This is a genomic window from Xanthomonas sp. CPBF 426, from assembly GCF_903989465.1.
GTDB lineage: Bacteria > Pseudomonadota > Gammaproteobacteria > Xanthomonadales > Xanthomonadaceae > Xanthomonas > Xanthomonas euroxanthea.
The window spans coordinates 3786373-3808364 of the sequence record NZ_LR861805.1; the positions used below are offsets into that span (position 1 = coordinate 3786373).

The following is a 21992-nucleotide window of genomic DNA, read 5'->3' on the forward strand; positions in this document are numbered from 1 at the left end:
GGGGATGCGGCCGCATGCGTTTGGCTGCGGCGGTGTCGGCGCCTGGCGCAGGCCCGGTGCCGATAGCTGCACGATGCAGCGGCGCACCGCCATACTTGTCGGCATGTACGCCTCGCAACGCCGCCGTCTGCTGCTCACCCTGACCATCGTGCTGGGCGGCATGCTGGTGGCCATGCTGGCGGCCGGGCACTTTGTCGAACAGAACGCCCTGCACGAGGAAAGCGCCACCGTGCGGCGTCAGCTGCGCCTGTATGCGCAGGCCCTGCAGCAACGCGTCGATCGCTATCGCACCCTGCCGCAGATCCTGGCGCTGGACCCGGAACTGCGCGCGGCCGTCTCCGGGCCGTTATCAGCCGCGCAGGTGGAACGGCTCAATCGCAAACTCGAGCGCGCCAACAACGTCACCCAGTCCTCCACGCTGACGCTCATCAACCGCGACGGCCTGGCACTGGCTGCCAGCAACTGGCGCGGGGCGCGCAGCAACGTGGGCGTGGACTACGCCTTCCGCCCGTATTACCAGCAGGCATTGTCCAACGGCAGCGGCAGTTTCTACGGCATCGGCATGACCACCAGCGAGCCGGGTTACTTCCTGTCGCAGGCCATCGTCGACGCCGGCGGCCAGGTGCAGGGCGTGGTGGTGATCAAGATCGCGCTGGCCGCGCTGGAACGCGAGTGGCTGCAGACCCCGGACATCGTGCTGGCCTCCGACGCGCACCAGGTGGTGTTCCTGGCCAGCCGCCCGCAGTGGCGCTACCGCATGCTGGCGCCGCTGAGCCTGCGCGACCGCAGCGAATTGCGCAGCACCCGCCAATACGCCGATCAGGGCCTGCTGCCGCTGCGGCGCCGGCTGATCGAGCAGACCGGCAACGGTGGCGTGCTGGCCGAGGTCAGCGACCCACCGCTCGCCGGCCCGGTGCTGTGGCAGACCCTGGAGGTGCCCGAAAGCGGCTGGCGCCTGCATCTGCTGCACGATACCCGCGCCAGCGCGGCGGCCGGTCGCGCCGCTGCGATCGCCGCCGCCGGTGCATGGTTGGCGCTGGCCTTGCTGTGGTTGTTCGTGCAGCAGCGGCGGCGCCTGTCCGCCCTGCGCCAGCGCAGCCGGCACGAGCTGGAAACGCTGCTGCAACAACATGCCGAAGAGCTGCGGACCGCGCAGGATGGCGTGGTCACCGCCGCGCAACAGGCCAATGCCGGCCTGAGCCGCAGCCTGGAACACCTGCCGCAGGGCGTGGTGGTGATCGACGAGGCGCTCAAGCTGGTGGCGTGGAATTCGCGCTATGTGGAACTGTTCCGCTTCCCGCCGGAACTGCTCAAGATCGGCCGCCCGATCGAAGACCTGTTCCGCTTCAACGCACGCCGCGGCCTGCTCGGACCGGGGCCGATCGAAGCGGCGATCGAGCGCCGCCTGAACCATTTGCGCAGCGGCAAGCCGCATATGCGCGAGAGCGAGAAGGAAGACGGCACGGTGCTGGAAATCCGCGGCAATCCGCTGCCCGATGGCGGATTCGTCACCAGCTATGCCGACATCACCAGCTACAAGAACGCCGCGCGCGAACTGCGCTCGCTGGCCGATGCGCTGGAACACCGCGTGGCCGAACGGACCCGCGACCTGGCCGCGGCCAAGCGCGAGGCCGAGAGCGCCAACCGCTACAAGACCCGCTTCGTCGCCTCGGCCGTGCACGACCTGCTGCAACCGCTCAACGCCGCACGCATGTTCGTCTCGGTGCTGCGCGGGCAGGTGCGCGAGGCCGGCAGCGCGCGCGTGGTCGACAACATCGAAGGCGCGCTCGCCGCGCAGGACGCCATCCTCAACAGCCTGCTGGACATCTCGCGGCTGGAGGCCGGCAGCCTGAAGACCCGGGTGCGCGACTTCGCCATCGCCCCGCTGCTGGAAACCCTGGCCCGCGAGTTCGGCATCCTTGCCGAAGACCGCGGCCTGGTGCTGGACTGGGTGCCCACCTCGGCGGTGGTGTTGAGCGACGAGAACCTGCTGCGGCGCATCCTGCAGAACTTCCTGTCCAACGCCATCCGCTACACGCCGCGTGGGCGCGTGCTGATCGGCTGCCGTCGTCGCGGCGGCTGGCTGCGCATCGAAGTGCATGACCAGGGGCCCGGCATTCCCGAGGCCTTGCAGGACGAGATCTTCGAAGAATTCCGGCGCCTGGACGACGGCGTGGCCAACGACCGCGGCGCCGGTCTGGGCCTGGCGATCGTCGAGCGCATCGGCCGCCTGCTCGGCCACCGCATCAGCCTGCGTTCCACCCTGGGCAGCGGCAGTGTGTTTTCGGTGACCGTGCCGCTGGGCGAGCGCGCCTCCATCGCCAGGCAGTTGCCACCGCCCATCGCCAGCGCTGAAACCGCCAATGACCCGATCCTGCACGGCTGCCGCGTGTGGTGCGTGGACGATGACCCGCGCGTGTGCGAGGCCAGCCGCGCGCTGCTGCAACGCTGGGAATGCCGCGTGGACTTTGCCGGCGGCCCCGACGAGGCATTGGCCGCCGCCAACGCCGACGAGGTGCCGGAGCTGCTGTTGCTGGACGTGCGCATGGGCGAGCACTACGGCCCGATATTGCTGCCGCAATTGGTGGCGCGCTGGCAACGCGAACCGCGCGTCATCCTGGTCACCGCCGAACCCGACCCGGCGCTGCGTGAACATGCGCTCGACCTGGACTGGGGGTTCCTGGCCAAGCCGGTGCGGCCGCCGGCGCTGCGTGCCCTGATGACGCAGATGCTGTTGCGGCGCGGGTGAGCTGCGCCGTCGCGCAGCATCGACAGGCAACAACGGGCTGCGTTGGGCGTGTCGCGACGCTTCCGGCCTGCTTGCCGCGAAAGGCCGAATGATGGCGCGCCGTGCTGCACGCGTCCCATGCGGCGATTTCCTGGCCCTGCGCGGTCTGGCGAGTTTCGCCGGATCGTTTCAGCGTACCGAAGTGCGTGCTGCCTCAAGCGCGCGTTGGCGATGGCGCTACAGTGCGTGTGTCCATTGCTGCCCACGTCTGCATCGTGCACAGCTCACCTGCCGATGTTTCTCCCCCGGAAACTTGTGGAGCCCTCATGTTCAGGCCTGCCTCCGTGATGTTGACCGCGTTGCTCGCCGCAGGTTGCGCGGCGGATATGCCCGTGCAGGCGTCCACGCCATCGGCGACCGTGCCGCCCTCCGGCCCGGTGCGCGCTGACATGGACCCGTACACCTTGCAGACCCTGGACCGCGTGCTGCACCAGGCATCCACGCATCGCGGCCTGAGTCCGGGGCATCTGATCAAGCTGCTCTCGGCGGAATTTCTCGGCACGCCGTATCAGGCCAACATGCTGCAGGGCTCGGCCACCGTGCCGGAGCGGCTGATCATCGACTTCAGGGGCCTGGATTGCTTCACCTACCTGGACTATGTCGAAGCGGCGCGCCACGCCCATTCGCAGCAGGATTTCGTCGATCGCGTGGTCCTCACCCGCTACGTCGATGGCGTCATCGGCTTCACCTCGCGCAAGCACTTCTTTTCGGACTGGGTCGCACGTTCCTACCCACTTGCCGACGACATCACCGCAACGCTCAGCCCCAGGGCCGTGCGCGTGGACAAGACACTCAACCTCAAGGCCGACGGCAGCAACTATCTGCCCGGATTGCCGCTGGTGCAGCGGTCCATCACCTACATCCCCGCCGCCGATGTGGACAGCACGGTGGTCCGGCAACTGCGCACCGGCGACTATGTGGGCAGGTACTCGCCGGCGCCCGGGCTGGATGTCAGCCATGTCGGCATCTTCGTCATGACCGACCGGGGCCCGGTGTTGCGCAATGCCTCATCGCGCCCGGAAAACGAAAAGGTCGTGGACTCGCCGTTCATGGAGTACGTCGCCCGCACGCAGGGCATCGTCGTCTACAGGGCCAGGCCCTGATCCCGGTCGCGATGCGGGCAACCGCCAGTCCGGCGGCAAGCATCGTCTCGATCCGCTCCGCTAGTGCATTGCCGGCGCCACACCATGTCGGTGGGCGTGGGCGCCCATCTCCCGCTGCAGCACGCACTGGGTAAACGTGCGATGCCAACGCAGCGTGCGGATCTGCACGATCGCCGCTGAGCATCGCATGGAGGTCGGCGCGACGCCGGCACTCGCGCACCCGCCGGTAGCGTGCCCGGCACCCGGGCGACTGCACCTGCTACACTATCGAGAACGATTCCCATTTGACTTTGCCTAGCGGAGCATGCCGCGTGCTCCGTCAGCGCCCTGGAGTTCTTACTCGATGAAGCTTTCCGCCCATGGATCGGCCGGCATGCCGTTCGTTGCCACCCTCTGCCTGTTCGCCTCCGCCACCGCTTCGGCCCAATCGGACGTCACCGACACGCTCGACACCGTGGTGGTGGCCGCCTCGCGCTCCAACATGACCGTGGCCGAGTCGCCGCAGACGGTGCTGATCATCGACAAGGCGCAGATCCAGCAGCAGTTGACGATCTCCAGCAATTCGTCCGATGTGCTCGCCAACCTGATTCCCTCGTACACGCCCAGCCGCGGCAAGATGAACGGCAGCGGCGAAACCCTGCGCGGGCGCACGCCGTTGATCCTGATCGACGGCGTGCCGCAGTCCAATCCGATCCGCCCCACCGGGCGCGAAGCGCACACCATCGACTATGCGATGGTCGAGCGCATCGAAGTCATCCAGGGCGCCAATGCCATCAACGGGCTGGGTGCCACCGGCGGCACCATCAACATCATCACCCGGCGCCCGCAGGACGGCTCGCTGAATCAGCACATCGACGTGCAGGCCACCGCGCCCACGTCCGAGACGCGTGCGGAAACCACCAGCGGCGAGACGCGTTACCGTGTGGATGGCCGCGCGGACAAGCTCGATTACCTGTTCTCGGCCAGCTACAGCGACCAGGGCCTGTATGTGGACGGACAGGGCCGGCCGATCGGCGCCGACAACACCCAGGGCGACCTGATGACGTCCAAGAGCTACGACGTGCTGGCCAAGCTCGGCTACGCGCTCACCGATGCGCAGCGCCTGAGCGTCAGCGTCAACCGCTACCGCATCAAGAACGACAACGACTACATCGGCATCGCCGGCAACCGTGCGCAGGGCCTGCCCACCACCTCGGTGCGCGGCACCCCGCAAGGCACCGCGCCCTGGAACGATGTGCTGACGTCCAGCCTGTCGTACACCCACGACGATCTGGCCGGCATGCAGCTGAGCGCGATGGTGTTCAACCAGGAGTTCGAAGGGCTGTTCGGCGCCGACAACTCGTCCACGTTCCAGGACCCGCGCATTGCACCGGTCGGCAGCTTGTACGACCAATCGCGTTCGGTCGCTTCCAAGTGGGGCAGCAAGATCAGCCTGACCAGGGACGACCTGCTCGACAACCGGCTCAAGCTCACCGGCGGCGTCGACCTGCTGGCCGACACCGGCAAGCAGGATCTCTACGGCACCGGGCGTACCTATGTGCCCGAATCGGACTACCGCAACCTGTCGCTGTTTGTGCAGGGCGAATACAAACTGCTGCCCGAGCTGACTCTGCATGCCGGCGTGCGCCGCGAAGAAGCCGAGTTGAAGATCGACAGCTACCAGACGCTGTGGCGCTACAACCGCGTCGCTGTCGAAGGCGGCACGCTCGACTTCAACCAGACCCTCTACAACGCCGGCCTGGTCTACACGCCGGTCGAGGGTGTGAGCTTTTTCACCAGCTATTCCGAAGGTTTCGGCATGCCGGACGTGGGCCGCGTGCTGCGCGCGATCAACACGCCGGGCACACGCGTTGCCAGCCTGAGCACGCTGGAGCCGATCCTGACCAAGAGCGTGGAAGCGGGCACCCGCCTCACGCGTGGCGCCTTCGATGCGGACCTGAGCTACTTCCAGTCCAACTCGGACCTGGGCACGCGCGTGGTGCCGATCAACGGCGCCTTCATGATGAGCCGCGAAAAGACCCGCGTGCAGGGCGTGGACGCCAGCCTGGGCTATCGCCTGGATGCGGCGCATCGGCTGCGCCTGTCCTACGCCTACACCCGTGGCCGCTACGACAGCGACAACGACGGGCAGCTGGACGCACGCCTGGACGGGCTCAACGTGGCGCCCAACCGCGTGATTGCCTCGTGGTCGGCGCAGTGGACGCCGAGGCTCTCCTCGTTCGTGCAGGCCCAGCATGCCTTCAGCCAGTCCTTCGACGAGGCCGACAAGCGCTTCAGCGGCTACACGCTGGTGGATGCGACGTTCAATTACGCGTTGCCGCGTGGCGCAGTGCGCATGGGCGTGTCCAACCTGTTCGACAAGCAGTACATCACCTACTACTCGCAAGCGGCCCTGGTCGAACCGCTGCGCTACTTCGCCGGGCGTGGCCGCACCATTACGCTGGGGTATTCGCTGGATTTCTGATGGCGTGGCGTAATTGCCAGCAGCGCGCGACCGATACGCCCGCGCAAGCGTGCTGCTGCGCCTGGATGTCGAGTCGTAGCGCCGTTTAGATGCAGTCAGCAGCCACGTTAGTCGAGTGCGCGGTGCCCTCAACGGTTGCGTGACACGCCGTGAATCCATCCATGGAGGCTCGGTGGCGGCATCCATGCCGCCACACGGTCCGCGACCGGCGAGGACGCCGCACCAGATAGGTTGCTGGCTGCTTTATTGAAAACCATGCACACCGACCATCTCGACTGGTCCTTGCCCGCTCACCGTCGCGGGACCCTGAGCGGCATGGATGCCGCGCCGGAGCCTACAGGGACGTACTTGCGGCGTGTCCCGCGATGGTGGGCGGGCAAGGGCCCTGCAGCCAACTGACAGCGTCGAGGGCGCGGTGCCCTCAACGGTTGCGGGACACGCCGTGAATCCATCCATGGAGGCTCGGTGGCGGCATCCATGCCGCCACACGGTCCCGCAACCGGCAAGGACATCGCAACAGAAAGTTAGTCGGTTGCTTTGCTTAAAAAACCATACGCACCGACCATCTCGACTGGTCCTTGCCCGCTCACCGTCGCGGGACCTTGAGCGGCATGGATGCCGCGCCAGAGCCTACACGGACGTACTTGCGGCGTGTCCCGCGAGGGTGGGCGGGCAAGGGCCCTGCAGCGCAGTCGCGGATATCAGCATCTTGGTCGCTCAATCGCCACCCCGGAAAGGCGCATCTGCGCCCGCTACGTGCGTGTTCGTTGGCGCCCTGCGATCGACGCGGCAGCGCCCCACGCACATCGCATCGAACGCTGCGATGCATGCCTGCGGCTGCGGCTGCGGCTGCGTGACGATGCTGCGTTGACGATCCGGAGGATCGGGCAAGGATGCCGGATCACCGGGCTCACGCCGACCCGGCGGCCCGCGGCACAGTGCATTGCACGACGCACAAACGCCACTATCGGGAGACACACCGCATGAGTCAGACACTGTCGCTGGACCACTATCGCCTGCTTGGCCGCTCCGGGCTGCGCGTCTCGCCGCTGTCGCTGGGCACCATGACCTTCGGCGAAGCCTGGGGCTGGGGCGCGGATGCGGGCGAAGCCAGGCGCATCTTCGATGCCTATGCAGACCGCGGCGGCAATTTCATCGACACCGCGGTCAACTACACCAACGGCGGCGCCGAGCGCATCCTCGGCACGCTGATCAAGGACCGCCGCGAGCGCTTCGTGCTGGCGACCAAGTTCACCATGGCGCGCGATGCGGACAACATCAATTCCGGCGGAAATCATCGCCTCAACCTGATCCGCTCGGTCGAGACCAGCCTGCGCCAGCTCGACACCGACCGCATCGACCTGCTGTATCTGCACGCCTGGGATTTCACCACCTCGCCGGAGGAAGTGATGCGCGGGCTGGAGCATCTGGTGCAGTCGGGCAAGGTGCTCTACCTCGGCATCTGCAACACCCCGGCCTGGCGCGTGGCGCAGTTGCAGACATTGGCCGATCTGCGTGGCTGGTCGCCGCTGGTGGCGCTGCAGATCGAATACAGCCTGGTCGAACGCAGCGTCGAACACGAATTGCTGCCGATGGCACGCGAACTGGGCCTGGGCGTATTGCCCTGGTCGCCGCTGGGCGGCGGCATCCTGACCGGCAAATACAGCCGCGCCGATCTCTCCGACGACAACGCGGCAGAGGTCTCGACCAGCCGCAAGGGCGTGATCGCCTCGACCGGGCATCTCAACGCACGCTCGCTGGAGATCGCCGATGTGGTCGGTGCGGTCGCCGAGGAACTGGGCGCCTCGCGCGCGCAAGTTGCGCTGGCCTGGACCTTGCGCAACCCGGCGGTGGTCTCGCCGGTGATGGGCGCACGCACGCTGCAGCAGGCCGAGGACAACTTCGGCGCGCTGGAGATCGTGTTCAGCGACGACCAGTTGGCGCGGCTGGATCAGGTCAGCGGCCTGTCGCCGATCTTCCCGGAGCGCTTCATCGGCCGGCCGATGGCGCAGCAGCTCATCTACGGCAGGCACACGCTACAGCTGCGCAACTGAGCAAACGGCAGGCGCAGGGGCACAGTCACCACCGTCGTCGCTGCAATGCGCCTGGTCGCTGCAAACCCGCGCCGACCGCGATCCCGCAGCGCCGCTGTCCGGCAGCGATCAGCCCTCGCCTTCCGGCTCCAGCGCCTTGACCAGCACCGCCGCCTGCGTGCGGCTGTAGCAGTCCAGCTTCTTCAGGATCGCGGTGACATGCACCTTGACGGTGTTCTCGGCCAGCCCCAGTTCGTGCGCGATCTGCTTGTTGAGCAGGCCGTCGGCCAGGCTCAGCAGCACGCGGAATTGTTGCGGGGTGAGCTGGGCCAGCTTGGAGGCCAGTTGCGCGTCGGCCTCCGAGCGCTCGGCGGTCATCGGCGGGAACCAGGTGCCGCCCTCCAGCACGCTGGCCACCGCAGTGCCGATCGATTCGGCCGGAGTGGATTTGGGAATGAAGCCGGCCGCGCCGAACTGCTGCGCGCGCCGGATCACGCGTGGGTGATCGTTGGAGGAGATCACCACCACCGGGATGTCCGGATGCTCGCCCCGCACATGCAACAGCGCCGAGAAGCCGCGCGCGCCCGGCATCGCCAGGTCCAGCAGCACCAGCTCGGCCTGTGGGTGCGAGCGCAGCATCGCGCTCAGCGTGGCGGCGCTGGAGGCCTCCACCACATCGGCCTGCGGCAGGGTCTGCTGCAGCACATGGATCACGGCGGCACGGAACAGCGGGTGGTCGTCGGCGACGAGGATGGTGAGATCGGCCATCCACCAAGTCTGGCACATGGCCGTGTCGGTTTCCCGCGCCCGGGCGTCCACCGCCACTGCGTTGCGCAGGCGTCAGGCCTGTCGGCAGCCAGCGTGTGCGTTGTGAGCGCCGCTGCCACGTCCCGCAGACGCAAGGCACGTAGCGCGCGCCGCGCTGGCGCGCAGCCGTGCTCGCGGGTCGTCAGCGCCCGCCCTGGCGCGGCGGCTGCGTGCTGGCGCGCCAGGCGTCCAGAAACTGCCGGCGCTTGAGCTTGTCCAGATACACCAGCAGGCCCGGGCCCAGCGGGATCGGGCGGAACGGCGGCTGCGCCGAGCCGCCACGCCCGCCGGCGGCCGGCAGGATCGGCATCAAGCGCGCCTCGCGCGAAAGCACCTGCTGGCCGCGCGGCGACAGCAGGTAGTCCAGGAACCGGCGCGCCTCCGGCGCATGCGGCGCGGTCCTGGGGATCACCGCCGTACGCAAGGCCACCAGCGTGTAGTCCTGCGGCTGCACGATGCCCAGCGGCGCGCCGGCGTCGATCCGCGTCTGCGCATAGGAGCCCAGCACGTTGTAGGCCAGCAGCAGCTCGCCCCGGCTGACGCGGTCGAGCAAGGTGCCGGTACGTTCTTCCAGCCTGACTTGGTTGGCCCCCAACGCGGCCAGCAGCGCACCGGCGATGCTGCCGACCTGCCCGTCCTGGGTGGCAAACAGATAGCCCACCCCGCTGCGCTCGACATCATAGGTGCCGACCCGGCCACGCAGCGGCGCGTCGGGTGCGCGCAACAGGGCCAGCAGTTGCCGGCGCGTGCGCGGCACGCGTGAGGCCGCCAGCTTGCGCGTGTTGTAGACGATCGCCACCGGCTCGTAGCTGATGCCGAATACCTCATGCCGCCACTGCGCCCACGCTGGCAACGCTTCGGTCTGCGCGGAGCGATGCGCCAATGCATGCCCATCGTTGACCAGCTTGGTCTGCAGATCCATGCTGGCGCTGATCAGCATGTCGGCGGCCGCCGTGGCCTTGCCGGGATGCAGATAGCGGTCATAGATGTCCCAGGCGATCACATCTTCGTAGATCACCTGGGTGCCCGGATGCAGGCGCTGGTAGTCTTGGATGACCGCGCCGAACACTTCCAGATCGGTGGAGCCCTGCACGCGCAATTGCGCCTGCACCGGGCCATGCGCGGGAAACACCCGTACATCGCCGGGTGCGGCGCGCGCCACAACCGGCGCCAGCAGCGCCACCATCAGCAACAGCACGCGCATCACCGCGTCCCTCCAGGAAAATGCAACGAGGCGATCAGCCCGCCGCCGACGCGGTTGCTCAGATCGATGCGCCCGCCGTGCGCTTCGACCACGCGCTTGACGATGGCCAGCCCCAGCCCCGCGCCGCCGGCCGGTGCCTCCGGCCCGCGGACGAAACGCTCGAACACGCGCTCGGCCTCGGCGGCGGGAATGCCGGGGCCGTGATCGGCGATGGTCAGCACGTGATGGCTGCCGTCGCTGGTGAGCGCCACCTGCAATGGTGCCCCGGCGCCGTACTTGCAGGCGTTGTCGATCAGGTTCTTCAGCGCCTCGCGCAGCAGCAAGGCATCGCCACGCAGCAGCGCCGGCTGCGGGTCGATCGCCAGGTGCACGCGCGGGGCGCCGTCGCCACGCGGCAAGGCCTCGTGCAAGGCCTGATGCAGCACCTCGGCCAGATTCACGGTGGCAAAGCGCTGCAGGTTGGCGCGATGGATCACGCTGGCGTCGCTGAGCAATTGATTGAGCAGCCGGCTCATGTGGCTGGCATTGCGCTCGATCGCCACCAGGCTGCGTTGCATCTCGCGCGGGTCGTCGTCGTCCATCGCCAGTTGCGCCTGCGCGCGCAAGGCAGCCAGCGGCGTGCGCATCTGGTGCGCGGCTTCGGCCATGAAGGCGCGCAGGGTTTCGTTGCTGGACGACAGCCGCGCCATGAAGCGATTGAGCGCGGTCACCATCAACTGCATCTCCTGCGGTGCCGGCGCGCTCAGCGGTTTCAGGTCGGAAGGCTCGCGCCGCGACAGATCGCGCTCGATGCGCTGCAACGGGCGCAGGGCGCGATACACGCCCAGCCACACCAGGCCCAGGGCCAGCAGCGACAGCACGCCGATCGCCACCAGCGCATTGAGCACCACATCGCGTGCCACCGCATCGCGCGCGCGCCGGGTCTGACCGACCTGCACGCGCACCTCGCCCTGCCCGGAGGCCGATGCCACCCGATGCATCACCACCGCAAAACGCACCGGCTCGCCGCTGTAGTCGGCATCGAACAGCACCGGGCGCTCGTCGCCGGGCGCGCGCGCCGGCAACGGCAGCCTGTCCTCGCCGGTGATGGTGCGGCCTTGCGCATCGAACACGCGGTAGAACACGCGGTCTTCCGGTGCCATGCCGAGCAGGTCCAGCGAGGCGTACGGCAGATCCACCTGCCAGTCGCCGCCGACCAGCGCCACGCTGTCGATGATCGACAGCGCCGAGGACACCAGCAGATGATCGTAGGAACGGTTGGCGGCGCGCTCGCCGTAATCGCGGGCGGCAAAGAACAGCACCACCGCGCCCAGCAACGACAGGCTGCCCAGGTACAGCAGCAGAGTGCGCCGGATCGACGGTGCCACCATCCGCGGCTCAGCCATCGAGGCCGGGCTCCACCGGCGCATGCGGATCGGCTTCCTCGAGTTTGTAGCCGGCCCCGCGCACGGTGACGATGCGCAACGGCGCGCCCGCCAGCTTGCGACGCAGGCGGCCGACATACAGCTCGATCGCATTGGGCCCGGCATCGTCGTCGAAGCCGAACAAGCCGTTGCCGATCTCGTCCTTGCCCACCACCTGGCCCAGGCGCCCTATCAGGATCTCGAACAGGCGGTACTCGCGGTTGGGCAACTCGATCGGCGCCCCGTCCAGCGCTAGCGTGTGCGCGGCGTTGTCGAACACGAACCCGCCGATCTGCACCACCTCGCTGGCCTGCCCGCGATTGCGCCGCAGCAGCACCCGGCAACGCGCCTCGAACTCGCGGAAATCGAACGGCTTGCCCAGGTAGTCGTCGGCGCCGACATCCAGCGCCTGCACGCGGTCCTCGATGCCGTCGCGCGCGGTCAGCATCAGCACCGGCGTGGTATCGCCACGCTCGCGCATCCCGGCCAGCACACGCAGTCCATCCAGCTTGGGCAGGCCGATATCCAGCACCACCAGATCGAAGCTCTGATAGCGCAGCACACTCGCCGCCGCCAGGCCGTCGGACTGCCAATCCACCGCATGCCCGCTACGGCGCATGCGCCGCACGATGGCATCGGCGAGATCGGCGTTGTCTTCGACTAGCAGCAGGCGCATGGGGCGGGAATCGAGAATGGGGAATCGGGAATCGGAACAGCAGTTATCCGCGGCCGGAAGGTAACAGCCCTCGCGGACAAAAGCTCTTGGGCTTTTGCGATTCCCCATTCTCGATTCCCGATTCCCCCGCCCCCCAACGACAGGTCCATGACAGCTTCGCCGGACTAGGCTGCTGCCAACGCGCCGCAGCGTGCTTGTGCGGTGCATCGCTGAACGTGATTCACACATGTACCTGGGAGGGTCTGTGAGCAACGACACCTTGCGTCTGCGCGTCTTCACCGCCTGTGCTGCGCTGTGCCTGGCACCGGCGGCGCAGGCGGCCGAGGGCGACGGTCCGGTCACCGCCGAGGTGGGTGGGCGCGTGCACTGGGACTTCACCATGTTCGACAACGACGAACGCGGCACCCCGGAGCGCAACGACACCCAGTTCCGCCGCGCGTGGCTGGATGTGGCGGGCAAGTTCTACGGCTTCACCTACAAGGCCGAAGCGGAATTTGCCGGCCTGCAATACGAGTCAGGCAGCCGCGGCATCCTGGCGCGCGATGTGTATGTCGCCAAGAAATTTTCCGCCGGTACGCTGACCGTGGGCCAGTTCAAGCAGTACTTCTCGCTGGACGACCGCACCGGCTCCAACTACGGCCCGTTCCTGGAACGCGGATATGCGGCCACCACGCTGGCGCCGATCTACCGCAAGGCGATCTCCTGGCAGGCCAATCGTCCCGATGCAACCTGGTCCACGGCGGCCTACAGCCTGGAAAGCATCGACAACTCCTCCACCAAGGGCGGCGCGCTCGGCACCCGGCTGACCTTCGCACCGGAGATGGGCGAGGCGCGGCTGCGCCACCTGGGCGTGTCGCTGGCGCACGAGCGCTATTCGCATCCGGGCAGCGGCGGTGCGGCGCCCCTGCTGATCCGCCCACGCCCGGAAAACGATCTGGCCAACAACAGCCGCATCACCCTGGCGCGCTTTGCCGATGGCCGCGATACCGATTTCGACAAATGGTCGCTGGAATACGCCGAAGTGCTGGGCCCATGGTCGTGGCAGAGCGAATTCAGCGGCGGCCTGCTCGACGACGGTTCCCAACATGCCAAGGTGTTGGCCAGCTACGGCCTGGTCAGCTGGTTCGTCACCGGCGAGTCGCGCGGCTACGACCGCAAGACCGGCCGTTTCAGCCGCATCAACACGCCCAACCGTCCCTCCGGCGCGTTCGAGCTGGCCCTGCGTTACGACTACATGCGCGGCGACCAGCACCTGGATGGCCAGCCCGATTTCATCAACGCCAGCACGCAGTCGTGGACGCTGGGCGGCAACTGGTACTTCAAGCCGAACCTGCGCGTGATGCTCAATGTGATCGACAGCCGCAACCGCGACCGCAGGGTCGATGCGGTGGTCGATCACACGCTGGCGGTGACCGGCCGGTTCCAGTACGACTTCTGATGACGTGCATGCGCGCACCGGCATTCACGGCGATTGGCAGCACCGGGCGCGTTGCGCCGCGCAAGCGCACCGTTGCCGTCACTGCTGCTCCGGCGCATCGAAAGCCGTGGCCGGTGCGACACACGACGATGCGCTCAGCCGGCGCTAATGCTCCGCATCCACGGCATCGCCGCTGCATGCGCTGCGCAGCGGCGCGCTCCACTCTCCCCCTGTTGTATGCCTCAAAGGATGTGCCCGCATGCTGACCGCGCTCGGTTTCGGAATGGTGATCACCTTCATGTACCTGATCATGAGCAAGCGGCTGTCGCCGCTAGTGGCTCTGATCACGGTGCCGATCGTGTTCGCGCTGCTGGGCGGCTTCGGCACCGGCATCAACGAGATGATGCTCGACGGTATCAAGAAGATCGCGCCCACCGGCGTGATGCTGATGTTCGCCATCCTCTACTTCGGGGTGATGATCGACGCCGGCCTGTTCGATCCGCTGGTCGGCCGCATCCTGCGGCTGGTCAAGGGCGATCCGCTGAAGATCGTGATGGGTACGGCGATCCTGGCGATGCTGATCTCGCTCGATGGCGATGGCTCCACCACCTACATGATCACCGTGTCGGCGATGCTGCCGCTGTACCAGCGCTTGGGCATGAACGCGCTCAACCTCACCTGCGTGACCATCCTCGCCAGCGGCGTGATGAACCTGACCCCGTGGGGCGGCCCCACCGCGCGCGCCGCCACCGCCCTGCACGTGGATCCGGCCGATGTATTCGTGCCGCTGGTGCCGGCGATGGCGATGGCGATCGCCGGCATCCTCACGCTGGCCTGGTATCTGGGCATGCGCGAACGGCGCCGCCTGGGCGTGGTGCGCCTGCCGGCCGACGGTAACTGGCTGGACACCAGCATCCCGGAAGAAAGCGATGCACTGCCGCGCGTGGAAGACACCGAGGACATGAAGCGGCCCAAGCTGCTGTGGGTGAACCTGCTGCTGACCCTGGCGCTGATGGCCGCGCTGGTGGTGGGCGTGCTGCCGATGCCGGTGCTGTTCATGATCGGCTTTGCGCTGGCGCTGATGATCAACTACCCCAACCTGGCCGAGCAGCGCCGCCGCCTGGTCAATCACGCCGGCAATGTGCTGTCGGTGGTGTCGCTGATCTTCGCCGCCGGCATCTTCACCGGCATCCTGTCCAACACCGGCATGGTCGAAGCGATGTCGCGCAGCTTTCTGGCGGTGATCCCGGACAGCTGGGGCCCGTATCTGGCGGTGATCACCGCGATCGTCAGCATGCCGTTCACGTTCTTCATGTCCAACGACGCGTTCTACTTCGGCGTGCTGCCGATCCTGTCCGAGGCCGCCGGCCACTACGGCATCACCCCGGTGGAAATGGCCCGCGCCTCGCTGGCCGGGCAACCGGTGCATCTGCTCAGCCCGCTGGTGCCATCGACCTACCTGCTGGTCGGCCTGGCCAAGGTCGACTTCGCCGACCATCAGCGCTTCACGCTGAAGTGGGCAGTGCTGATTTCCCTGCTGATGCTGGCGGGCGGGCTGGTGTTTGGCCTGTTTCCGTTGGCGCGCTGACGCCCGCCGGGAATGGGGAATCGGGAGTGGGGAATCGTAAGGGCGGCGCTGTGCTGTCGTGTCGATTACTGACTTCCACATGGAAACCCAGAGACCGCAAAGGCGGCTCCTGCGCTACCGATTCCCCACTCCCGATTCCCTATTCCCAAACTCCGAAGGAGTTAAAACCAATGACACTTCGCATCGCATACGTCACCAGCGGCATGGGCAGCGTGGGTACCGCGATCTGCCAGAAGCTGGCGCGCAGCGGGCATACCGTGGTCGCCGGTTGCGGGCCCAATTCGCCGCGCAAGACCTCCTGGTTGCGCGAGCAACGCGAGCAGGGCTTCGAGTTCGTCGCCTCCGAGGGCAATGCCGCCGATTGGGATTCCACTGTGGCCGCCTTCGCCAAGGTCAAGGCCGAGGTCGGCGAAATCGATGTACTGGTCAACAACGCCGGCGGTAGCCGCGACACCTTGTTCCGGCAGATGAGCCGCGACGACTGGAACGTGGTGATCGCCAGCAACCTGCATTCGCTGTTCAACATCACCAAGCAGGTGGTCGACGGCATGACCGCGCGCGGTTGGGGGCGCATTGTCAACATCGGCTCGGTCAGCGCGCACAAGGGCCAGATCGGGCAGATCAATTTCGCCACCGCCAAGGCGGCGATGCATGGTTTCAGCCGCGCCCTGGCGCAGGAAGTCGCCTCGCGCGGGGTCACCGTCAACACCATCTCGCCGGGCTATATCGCCAGCGCCTCGATCAGCAGTTTCCCGCCCGACGTGCTCGACCGCCTGGCCACCTCGGTGCCGATCCGCCGGCTCGGCAAGCCGGCCGAAGTCGCCGGGCTGTGCGCCTGGCTCGCCTCCGATGAAGCCGCTTACGTGACCGGCGCCGATTACGCGGTCAACGGTGGCCTGTACATGGGCTGAGAGACGCCACGAAGACGGCAAGCGGTCTTCAGGTGCGTGCTGACAGCGCGCACGCACCGGCCGGTGAGTGGTACATGCCGGTTCCGAACACCGACCGCCGCCAGGCGGGGCGCACCGTCATTGTCATGGGCGCGCTGAAGCTGCACCGCTCCAAGCATCGCCGCTCCAAGCATCACTGATCTGCAGCCTCACCACCCAGCAGCCTCACGCTCGTCGTGGCCGCTGTGATGCACGCCGCGCCTGCCCTGCGCTTGCATGCAGGTGCGTGATGGCGCCTGACCCGCACGCGCAAGCGACCGCCACTGCGTCGATCAACCCGCCTCCAGTGCGAACTGATTACACTCGGGTTTTTCCGCACTGCGCTGACATGGCCAAACCTTCAGAACGCGCCACGCCGGGGCCCCGCCCGCAGATGGCCGACATCGCCCGCATGGCGGGGGTGTCCGAATCCACCGTGTCGCGCGCCCTGGCCGGCAGCCCGGTGGTGGCCGAGCGGACGCGTGCCTACATCAAGCAGATTGCCGCAGATGCCGGCTACCAGGTCGATCCGATCGCGCGCAGCCTGCGTGCCAAACGCTCCAACACGGTGAGCGTGGCAGTGCCGATGATGCATGCGCTGGACCAGCCGCTGTCGGACCCCTTCATGATGACGATGCTGGCACTGCTGGCCGAGGAACTGACCGGGCGCGGCTACAGCATGCTGCTGTCCAAGCTGGACCGGCATCAGGACGGGTGGGTGGAACAACTCGCACGCGGCAGCCGCTCCGATGGCGTGATCGTGCTGGGACAAAGCTCCGAACATGCCGCGCTGGACGAAGCCGCACGCGATGGCCTGCCGATGGCGGTGTGGGGCAGCCGCATCGATGGGCAGTCGTACATCAGCGTGGGCAGCGACAATTTCCAGGGCGGCGCGCTGGCCACCGACCATCTGATCGCCAGCGGCCGTCGCCGCATTGCCTTCCTGGGCGATGACCAACTGCCCGAGGTTGCGCCGCGCTTTGCCGGCTATCGCCATGCGCTGCAGCGGCATGGGCTGGAGTTCGATACGCGGCTGCACGCGCGCAGCCACTTCCTCAGCGAAGACGCCTACCGCCTCACCCGCGCCATGCTCAAGAAGACCGATCCGCCGGATGGCCTGTTCGCCGCCTCCGACGTGATCGCGGTCGGTGCGATCCGCGCCCTGGTCGAAGCCGGGCACCGGGTGCCGCAGGACATCTCGCTGGTGGGCTTCGACGATATTCCGCTGGCCGCCTACAGCCAGCCACCGTTGACCACGGTGCGGCAGGACCTGGGGCTGGCCGCGCGCCTGCTGGTGGACCGGCTGCTGGCGCTGATCGGCGGCGAAGCGGTGGAGTCGGTGGAGATGCCGGTGAAGCTGGTGGTGCGTGAGTCGGCTTGAGGCCGGGAATCGGGAATCGGGAATCGGGAATCGTAAGAGCGGGCGTGCTGGCGTGCGGTGCGCAACTGCGCGTTGCCGCCGGCGTGATCGCTGTCGGTTGCTTCAGTACGCAGCGACACAGACGTAGCGCGTCGCGGCTACACCACTGCTGCCCTGGGCTTGCGGACGCGTACGCACAGCATCGCCACCGCCGCTGCCAGCATCAGCGCGCCGGCCAGGCGGATCACGTTGCGCGGGTCGCCATGCAACAGCCACGCGTAGTACAGCGGCAGGGTGACGATCTGGATCAGCATCGGCAGCACGATGAACAGGTTGAACAGGCCCATGTACACACCGGTGCGCTCGGGCGGAATGCTGTCGGCCAGCATCAGGTACGGGTTGCCCATCATGCTGGCCCAGGCCAGGCCGATGCCGATCATCGGCAGCAACATCAGCCAGCGGTCCTGGATGCCCGGCAACACCCACATGCCGACCCCGGCCGCGACCAGGCAGGCCGCGTGCGTGTACTTGGGGCCGATGCGGCGCACCACCGGCACCATCGCAAACGCGGCCAGAAACGCGATGAAGTTGTAGAACCCGCCGATCTGCCCATTGACCAGGCCGGCCTCGCGGAAGCCATGCGAGTTGGCGTCGGTGGTGCCGAACAAGCTGGTCGACAGCGACAGCACGATGTATTGCCAGTAGCAGAAGATCGCATACCACTGGAACAGCATCACCGGCGCGAGCTGGCGCATGGTCGGCGGCATCGCGCGCAGGGCGCCGTAGATCTCGCGCACGGTGGCGCCCAGGCCGGCACCGGTCTGGCGCATCCGCGCGATCTCTGCCGGCGCGATCGCCGGCTCGCGCACGCTGCGCGCGGTGAGCAGGATCGAGGCCGCAGAGAACCCCGCACCGATCACGAACGCGGCGATGGTGACGTAGGGAATATGGTGCGCGTTGGCGGCGTCCTGGTTCATGCCCATCCACACCAGCAACGGCGGGGTGAGATAGGCCAGCGTCTGCGCAAGCCCGGTGAACGCGCTTTGGGTCAGATACCCCAGCGGCCGCTGCGGTGGCGCCAGCACATCGCTGACCAAGGCGCGGTATGGCTCCATTGCCACGTTGTTGGCCGCATCCAGGATCCACAGCAGGCATACCGCCATCCACAACGCGGTGCTGAAGGGCATCGCCAGCAGGCACAGGCTGCACACCAGCGCCCCCAGCACCATGTACGGCATGCGCCGGCCCCAGCGGGTCACCGAGCGGTCGCTCCACGCACCGACGAACGGTTGCAGCACCAGCCCGGTGATCGGCCCGGCCAGCCATAGGTACGGCAGGCTGGCGTGATCGGCGCCCAGATAGTTGTAGATCGGGCTCATGTTGCTCTGCTGCAGGCCGAAGCTGTATTGCACGCCGAAGAAGCCGGCGTTGAGCGCCAGGATGCGCGCGAAGGAGAACGGGGTGGCGGTCGACGACATGCAAGGCCCTGGGCATCGGTGCGGCTCCCAGTGGCCGCAGCGCACTGTACCCTGCCGCCTCTGCAATCGATTGTAACGCTGCGCCGCAACACGCTTTCGCTTTCAAACACACAGGCTCGCAGGCACCTAAACGATGCTGCAGCGCAAGATTGCAATCGATTGTATTGCAGCGTATTACTGCGCTCGCACTGCAGGCCACACGGCCACTCCCTGGGAGGGGACGATGCAGGCGTCGGCCTACCACCATCCGTGAAAGAGAGAACCGCAATGCCCACCTTGCACACCCTGCGCCTGCATGCCCTGGCCTGCGCGGTCGTTTCCTGCCTGTGCGCGCCCGCCGCGCTGGCGCAGGACGCCGCCACCGCCACACCCGTCACGCCGCCGGCCGCCGACAGCGCCGCGGTCAACCTGGATTCGGTGTTCGTCACCGGCACCTCCACCGCCACCACCAAGTTGAAGTCCAGCGTGTCGGTCAGCACCGTCGGCGCCGAGGCGATCGAACAATCGGCGCCACGCAGCACCGCCGAAATCTTCCGCAACATTCCCGGCATCCGCTCCGAATCCAGCGGTGGTGAGGGCAACGCCAACATCGCCGTGCGTGGCCTGCCGGTTGCCTCCGGCGGCGCCAAGTTCCTGCAGCTGCAGGAAGACGGCCTGCCGGTGATGGAATTCGGCGATATCGCCTTCGGCAACGCGGACATCTTCCTGCGCTCGGATTTCACCCTGGACCGCATCGAAGCCATCCGCGGCGGCTCGGCATCGACGTTCACCAGCAATGCGCCCGGCGGCATCATCAACTTCATCAGCAAGACCGGCGACACCGCAGGTGGCAGCGTCGGCGTGAGCCGCGGCCTGGACTACGACAACACCCGCGTTGACTTCGACTACGGTGCGCCGTTCGCCGAACACTGGCAGTTCAACATCGGCGGCTTCTTCCGCCAGGGCGATGGCGTGCGCGATGCCGGCTACACCACCGACAAGGGCGGCCAGCTCAAGGCCAACCTGACCCGGCTGTTCGAGAACGGCTACGTGCGTGTCTACGGCAAATACCTCAACGATCGCGCCGCCGGTTATCTGCCGGTGCCGACCTCCGTGCGTGGCCGCGACGGTTCGCCGGACCTGGGTGGTTTTGCCGGTTTCGATCCGGGCAACGACACCTTGTACAGCCGCAATTTCCGCAGCGATGTCGGCCTGGACGGCAACAACCGGCCGCGCCGCACCGACCTGGGCGACGGCATGCATCCGATCTCGCGCACCATCGGCGCCGAGGCCTGGTTCGACCTGGGCAACGGCTGGAACCTGAGCGAGAAGTTCCGCATCGCCGACAACAGCGGCCGCTTCGTCAGCCCGTTCCCGGCCGAGGTTACCGATGCCGCCACGCTCGCTGCATCCATCGGCGGCGCCGGCGCGCAACTGGTGCAGGCCAGCGGCCCGGACGCCGGCCAGGCCTACACCGGCAACGCGATCCGCACGCATCTGTTCAACGTGGCGATCAACGACCTGGGCAACGTCACCAACGACCTCAGCGTCTCACGCGAGTTCGGCAGCGACGGCCGCACGCTCAACCTGCGCATGGGCTATTACAGCTCGCGCCAGACCATCGACATGGACTGGACCTGGAACTCCTACGTGCAGAGCCTGGGCCGCGATTCGCGCCTGCTCAACGTGGTCGATGCCGGTGGCGTGTCGCGCTCGCAAAACGGTTTGTACGCGTACGGCACTCCGTTCTGGGGCGATTGCTGCAACACGCGCAGCTACGACGTGCGCTACGACGTCAACGCACCCTATCTCGCGCTCACCTTCGACAGCGGCAAGTTCAGCATCGACGGCAGCCTGCGTTACGACATGGGCGATGCACGCGGCAACTATGCCGGCACCGCGATCGCACAGAACCTGGACGTCAACGGCGACGGCGTGATCCAGCCGGTGGAACAGCGCGTGGCCACGGTCGATACCGCCAACGCACGGCCGGTGGATTACGACTGGAACTACCTGTCGTATTCGCTGGGCAGCAACTACCTGATCAACGACGACCTGGGCGCGTTCGCACGCATCAGCCGCGGCGCACGCGCCAATGCCGACCGTCTGCTGTTCGGCGTGGTCCGCGACGACGGCTCGGTCTCCTCCGATGAAGGCGTCAACGTGGTCCGCCAGGCCGAAGCCGGCCTGAAGTGGCGCCGCGATGGCCTGAGCCTGTTCGCCACCGCGTTCTCGGCGCGTACCGAGGAACAGAACTTCGAAGTCACCAGCCAGCGTTTCTTCAACCGCAGCTACGAGGCGCACGGCGTGGAGCTGGAAGCCAGCTACCGCTACGAAGGCTTCACCGTCAACGGCGGCCTGACCTGGACCGATGCGGAGATTTCCAAGGACCAGATCACCCCGGAAAACACCGGCAACGTGCCGCGTCGCCAGGCCGATGTGGTGTGGCAGTTGACGCCCAGCTATCGCGGCGACGGCTACCAGTTCGGCATCAACCTGATCGGCACCACCGATGCCTACACTCAGGACTCCAACCAGTTGAAGATGCCGGGCTATACGCAGGTGAACCTGTTCGGCGACTACCGCGTGACCGACGCACTCACCGTCGCGCTCAACGTCAACAACCTGTTCAACACCTTCGGCCTGACAGAGGCCGAGGAAGCCAGCATCCCGGCCAATGGCATCATCCGCGCGCGCTCGATTGCCGGCCGCACCACCAGCATCAGCCTGCGTTACGACTTCTAAGGACCCCTCGCCGGGTTC

14 protein-coding genes are annotated in these 21992 nt (G+C 67.1%); 9 read left to right on the forward strand and 5 right to left on the reverse strand.

What is annotated here, in order from left to right; genetic code table 11:
• Positions 1 to 103 precede the first annotated feature (103 nt).
• The 4 genes from H7A87_RS16005 (at position 104) to H7A87_RS16020 (ending at position 8409) form a co-directional block, all read left to right on the forward strand.
• Complete coding sequence (locus H7A87_RS16005; protein WP_119127969.1) at positions 104 to 2749, forward strand: PAS-domain containing protein; 2646 nt, start codon at positions 104 to 106, stop codon at positions 2747 to 2749.
• Positions 2750 to 3114: 365 nt separating this feature from the next.
• Positions 3115 to 3891: a DUF1460 domain-containing protein gene (locus tag H7A87_RS16010; RefSeq protein WP_232087982.1), complete on the forward strand. Its 777-nt coding sequence runs from the start codon at positions 3115 to 3117 to the stop codon at positions 3889 to 3891.
• Positions 3892 to 4234: 343 nt separating this feature from the next.
• A complete protein-coding gene (locus H7A87_RS16015) occupies positions 4235 to 6355 on the forward strand; it encodes a TonB-dependent receptor (RefSeq protein ID WP_232087866.1) in 2121 nt (706 codons plus the stop codon).
• A 983-nt stretch (positions 6356 to 7338) separates the two neighbouring features.
• Entirely contained in the window at positions 7339 to 8409 is a 1071-nt protein-coding gene (locus H7A87_RS16020) for an aldo/keto reductase (RefSeq protein ID WP_119127372.1), read from the forward strand.
• A 108-nt stretch (positions 8410 to 8517) separates the two neighbouring features.
• Here H7A87_RS16020 and H7A87_RS16025 read toward each other — a convergent pair whose 3' ends face one another.
• The 4 genes from H7A87_RS16025 to H7A87_RS16040 all read right to left on the reverse strand — a co-directional run bounded on the left by H7A87_RS16025 (position 8518) and on the right by H7A87_RS16040 (position 12478).
• Positions 8518 to 9156, reverse strand: a complete 639-nt coding sequence (locus tag H7A87_RS16025) for a response regulator transcription factor (RefSeq protein ID WP_024938967.1) — start codon at positions 9154 to 9156, stop codon at positions 8518 to 8520.
• A gap of 181 nt (positions 9157 to 9337) precedes the next feature.
• Positions 9338 to 10399: an ABC transporter substrate-binding protein gene (locus H7A87_RS16030; protein WP_119127371.1), complete on the reverse strand. Its 1062-nt coding sequence runs from the start codon at positions 10397 to 10399 to the stop codon at positions 9338 to 9340.
• A complete protein-coding gene (locus H7A87_RS16035; RefSeq protein ID WP_119127369.1) occupies positions 10399 to 11784 on the reverse strand; it encodes a sensor histidine kinase in 1386 nt (461 codons plus the stop codon). Before H7A87_RS16035 ends, H7A87_RS16030 begins: the two co-directional genes overlap by 1 nt.
• Positions 11777 to 12478: a response regulator gene (locus tag H7A87_RS16040; protein WP_119127367.1), complete on the reverse strand. Its 702-nt coding sequence runs from the start codon at positions 12476 to 12478 to the stop codon at positions 11777 to 11779. Before H7A87_RS16040 ends, H7A87_RS16035 begins: the two co-directional genes overlap by 8 nt.
• 244 nt (positions 12479 to 12722) lie before the next feature.
• Between H7A87_RS16040 and H7A87_RS16045 the strand changes: the two genes are divergently transcribed.
• From H7A87_RS16045 to H7A87_RS16060, 4 genes are all read left to right on the forward strand, one after another.
• Positions 12723 to 13916: an OprO/OprP family phosphate-selective porin gene (locus H7A87_RS16045; protein WP_104584006.1), complete on the forward strand. Its 1194-nt coding sequence runs from the start codon at positions 12723 to 12725 to the stop codon at positions 13914 to 13916.
• Between the two features lie 238 nt (positions 13917 to 14154).
• Positions 14155 to 15483, forward strand: coding sequence for a CitMHS family transporter (locus H7A87_RS16050; protein WP_104584005.1), 1329 nt, complete (start codon positions 14155 to 14157; stop codon positions 15481 to 15483).
• Positions 15484 to 15653: 170 nt separating this feature from the next.
• Positions 15654 to 16394, forward strand: coding sequence for an acetoacetyl-CoA reductase (gene phbB / locus H7A87_RS16055; RefSeq protein ID WP_016904744.1), 741 nt, complete (start codon positions 15654 to 15656; stop codon positions 16392 to 16394).
• A 367-nt stretch (positions 16395 to 16761) separates the two neighbouring features.
• Entirely contained in the window at positions 16762 to 17793 is a 1032-nt protein-coding gene (locus H7A87_RS16060) for a LacI family DNA-binding transcriptional regulator (protein ID WP_104648800.1), read from the forward strand.
• Positions 17794 to 17930: 137 nt separating this feature from the next.
• On the opposite strand, the gene H7A87_RS16065 is transcribed toward H7A87_RS16060, so the two are convergent.
• The gene (locus H7A87_RS16065; RefSeq protein ID WP_119127365.1) at positions 17931 to 19250 is read right to left on the reverse strand and encodes an MFS transporter; all 1320 of its coding nucleotides are present in this window, start codon (positions 19248 to 19250) and stop codon (positions 17931 to 17933) included.
• Positions 19251 to 19517: 267 nt separating this feature from the next.
• On the opposite strand from H7A87_RS16065, the gene H7A87_RS16070 reads away from it, so the two are divergent.
• Positions 19518 to 21974: a TonB-dependent receptor gene (locus H7A87_RS16070; RefSeq protein WP_180496763.1), complete on the forward strand. Its 2457-nt coding sequence runs from the start codon at positions 19518 to 19520 to the stop codon at positions 21972 to 21974.
• Positions 21975 to 21992 lie beyond the last annotated feature (18 nt).

What these genes read in the sequence shown, in the direction of transcription:
- H7A87_RS16060 (WP_104648800.1), top strand. Translation starts at nt 16,762, where the DNA reads ATGGCCAAACCTTCAGAACGCGCCACGCCGGGGCCCCGCCCGCAGATG.
- H7A87_RS16035 (WP_119127369.1), bottom strand. Translation starts at nt 11,784, where the DNA reads ATGGCTGAGCCGCGGATGGTGGCACCGTCGATCCGGCGCACTCTGCTG.
- H7A87_RS16005 (WP_119127969.1), top strand. Translation starts at nt 104, where the DNA reads ATGTACGCCTCGCAACGCCGCCGTCTGCTGCTCACCCTGACCATCGTG.
- H7A87_RS16040 (WP_119127367.1), bottom strand. Translation starts at nt 12,478, where the DNA reads ATGCGCCTGCTGCTAGTCGAAGACAACGCCGATCTCGCCGATGCCATC.
- H7A87_RS16070 (WP_180496763.1), top strand. Translation starts at nt 19,518, where the DNA reads ATGCCCACCTTGCACACCCTGCGCCTGCATGCCCTGGCCTGCGCGGTC.
- phbB (WP_016904744.1), top strand. Translation starts at nt 15,654, where the DNA reads ATGACACTTCGCATCGCATACGTCACCAGCGGCATGGGCAGCGTGGGT.
- H7A87_RS16025 (WP_024938967.1), bottom strand. Translation starts at nt 9,156, where the DNA reads ATGGCCGATCTCACCATCCTCGTCGCCGACGACCACCCGCTGTTCCGT.
- H7A87_RS16030 (WP_119127371.1), bottom strand. Translation starts at nt 10,399, where the DNA reads ATGCGCGTGCTGTTGCTGATGGTGGCGCTGCTGGCGCCGGTTGTGGCG.
- H7A87_RS16015 (WP_232087866.1), top strand. Translation starts at nt 4,235, where the DNA reads ATGAAGCTTTCCGCCCATGGATCGGCCGGCATGCCGTTCGTTGCCACC.
- H7A87_RS16020 (WP_119127372.1), top strand. Translation starts at nt 7,339, where the DNA reads ATGAGTCAGACACTGTCGCTGGACCACTATCGCCTGCTTGGCCGCTCC.
- H7A87_RS16050 (WP_104584005.1), top strand. Translation starts at nt 14,155, where the DNA reads ATGCTGACCGCGCTCGGTTTCGGAATGGTGATCACCTTCATGTACCTG.
- H7A87_RS16065 (WP_119127365.1), bottom strand. Translation starts at nt 19,250, where the DNA reads ATGTCGTCGACCGCCACCCCGTTCTCCTTCGCGCGCATCCTGGCGCTC.
- H7A87_RS16010 (WP_232087982.1), top strand. Translation starts at nt 3,115, where the DNA reads ATGCCCGTGCAGGCGTCCACGCCATCGGCGACCGTGCCGCCCTCCGGC.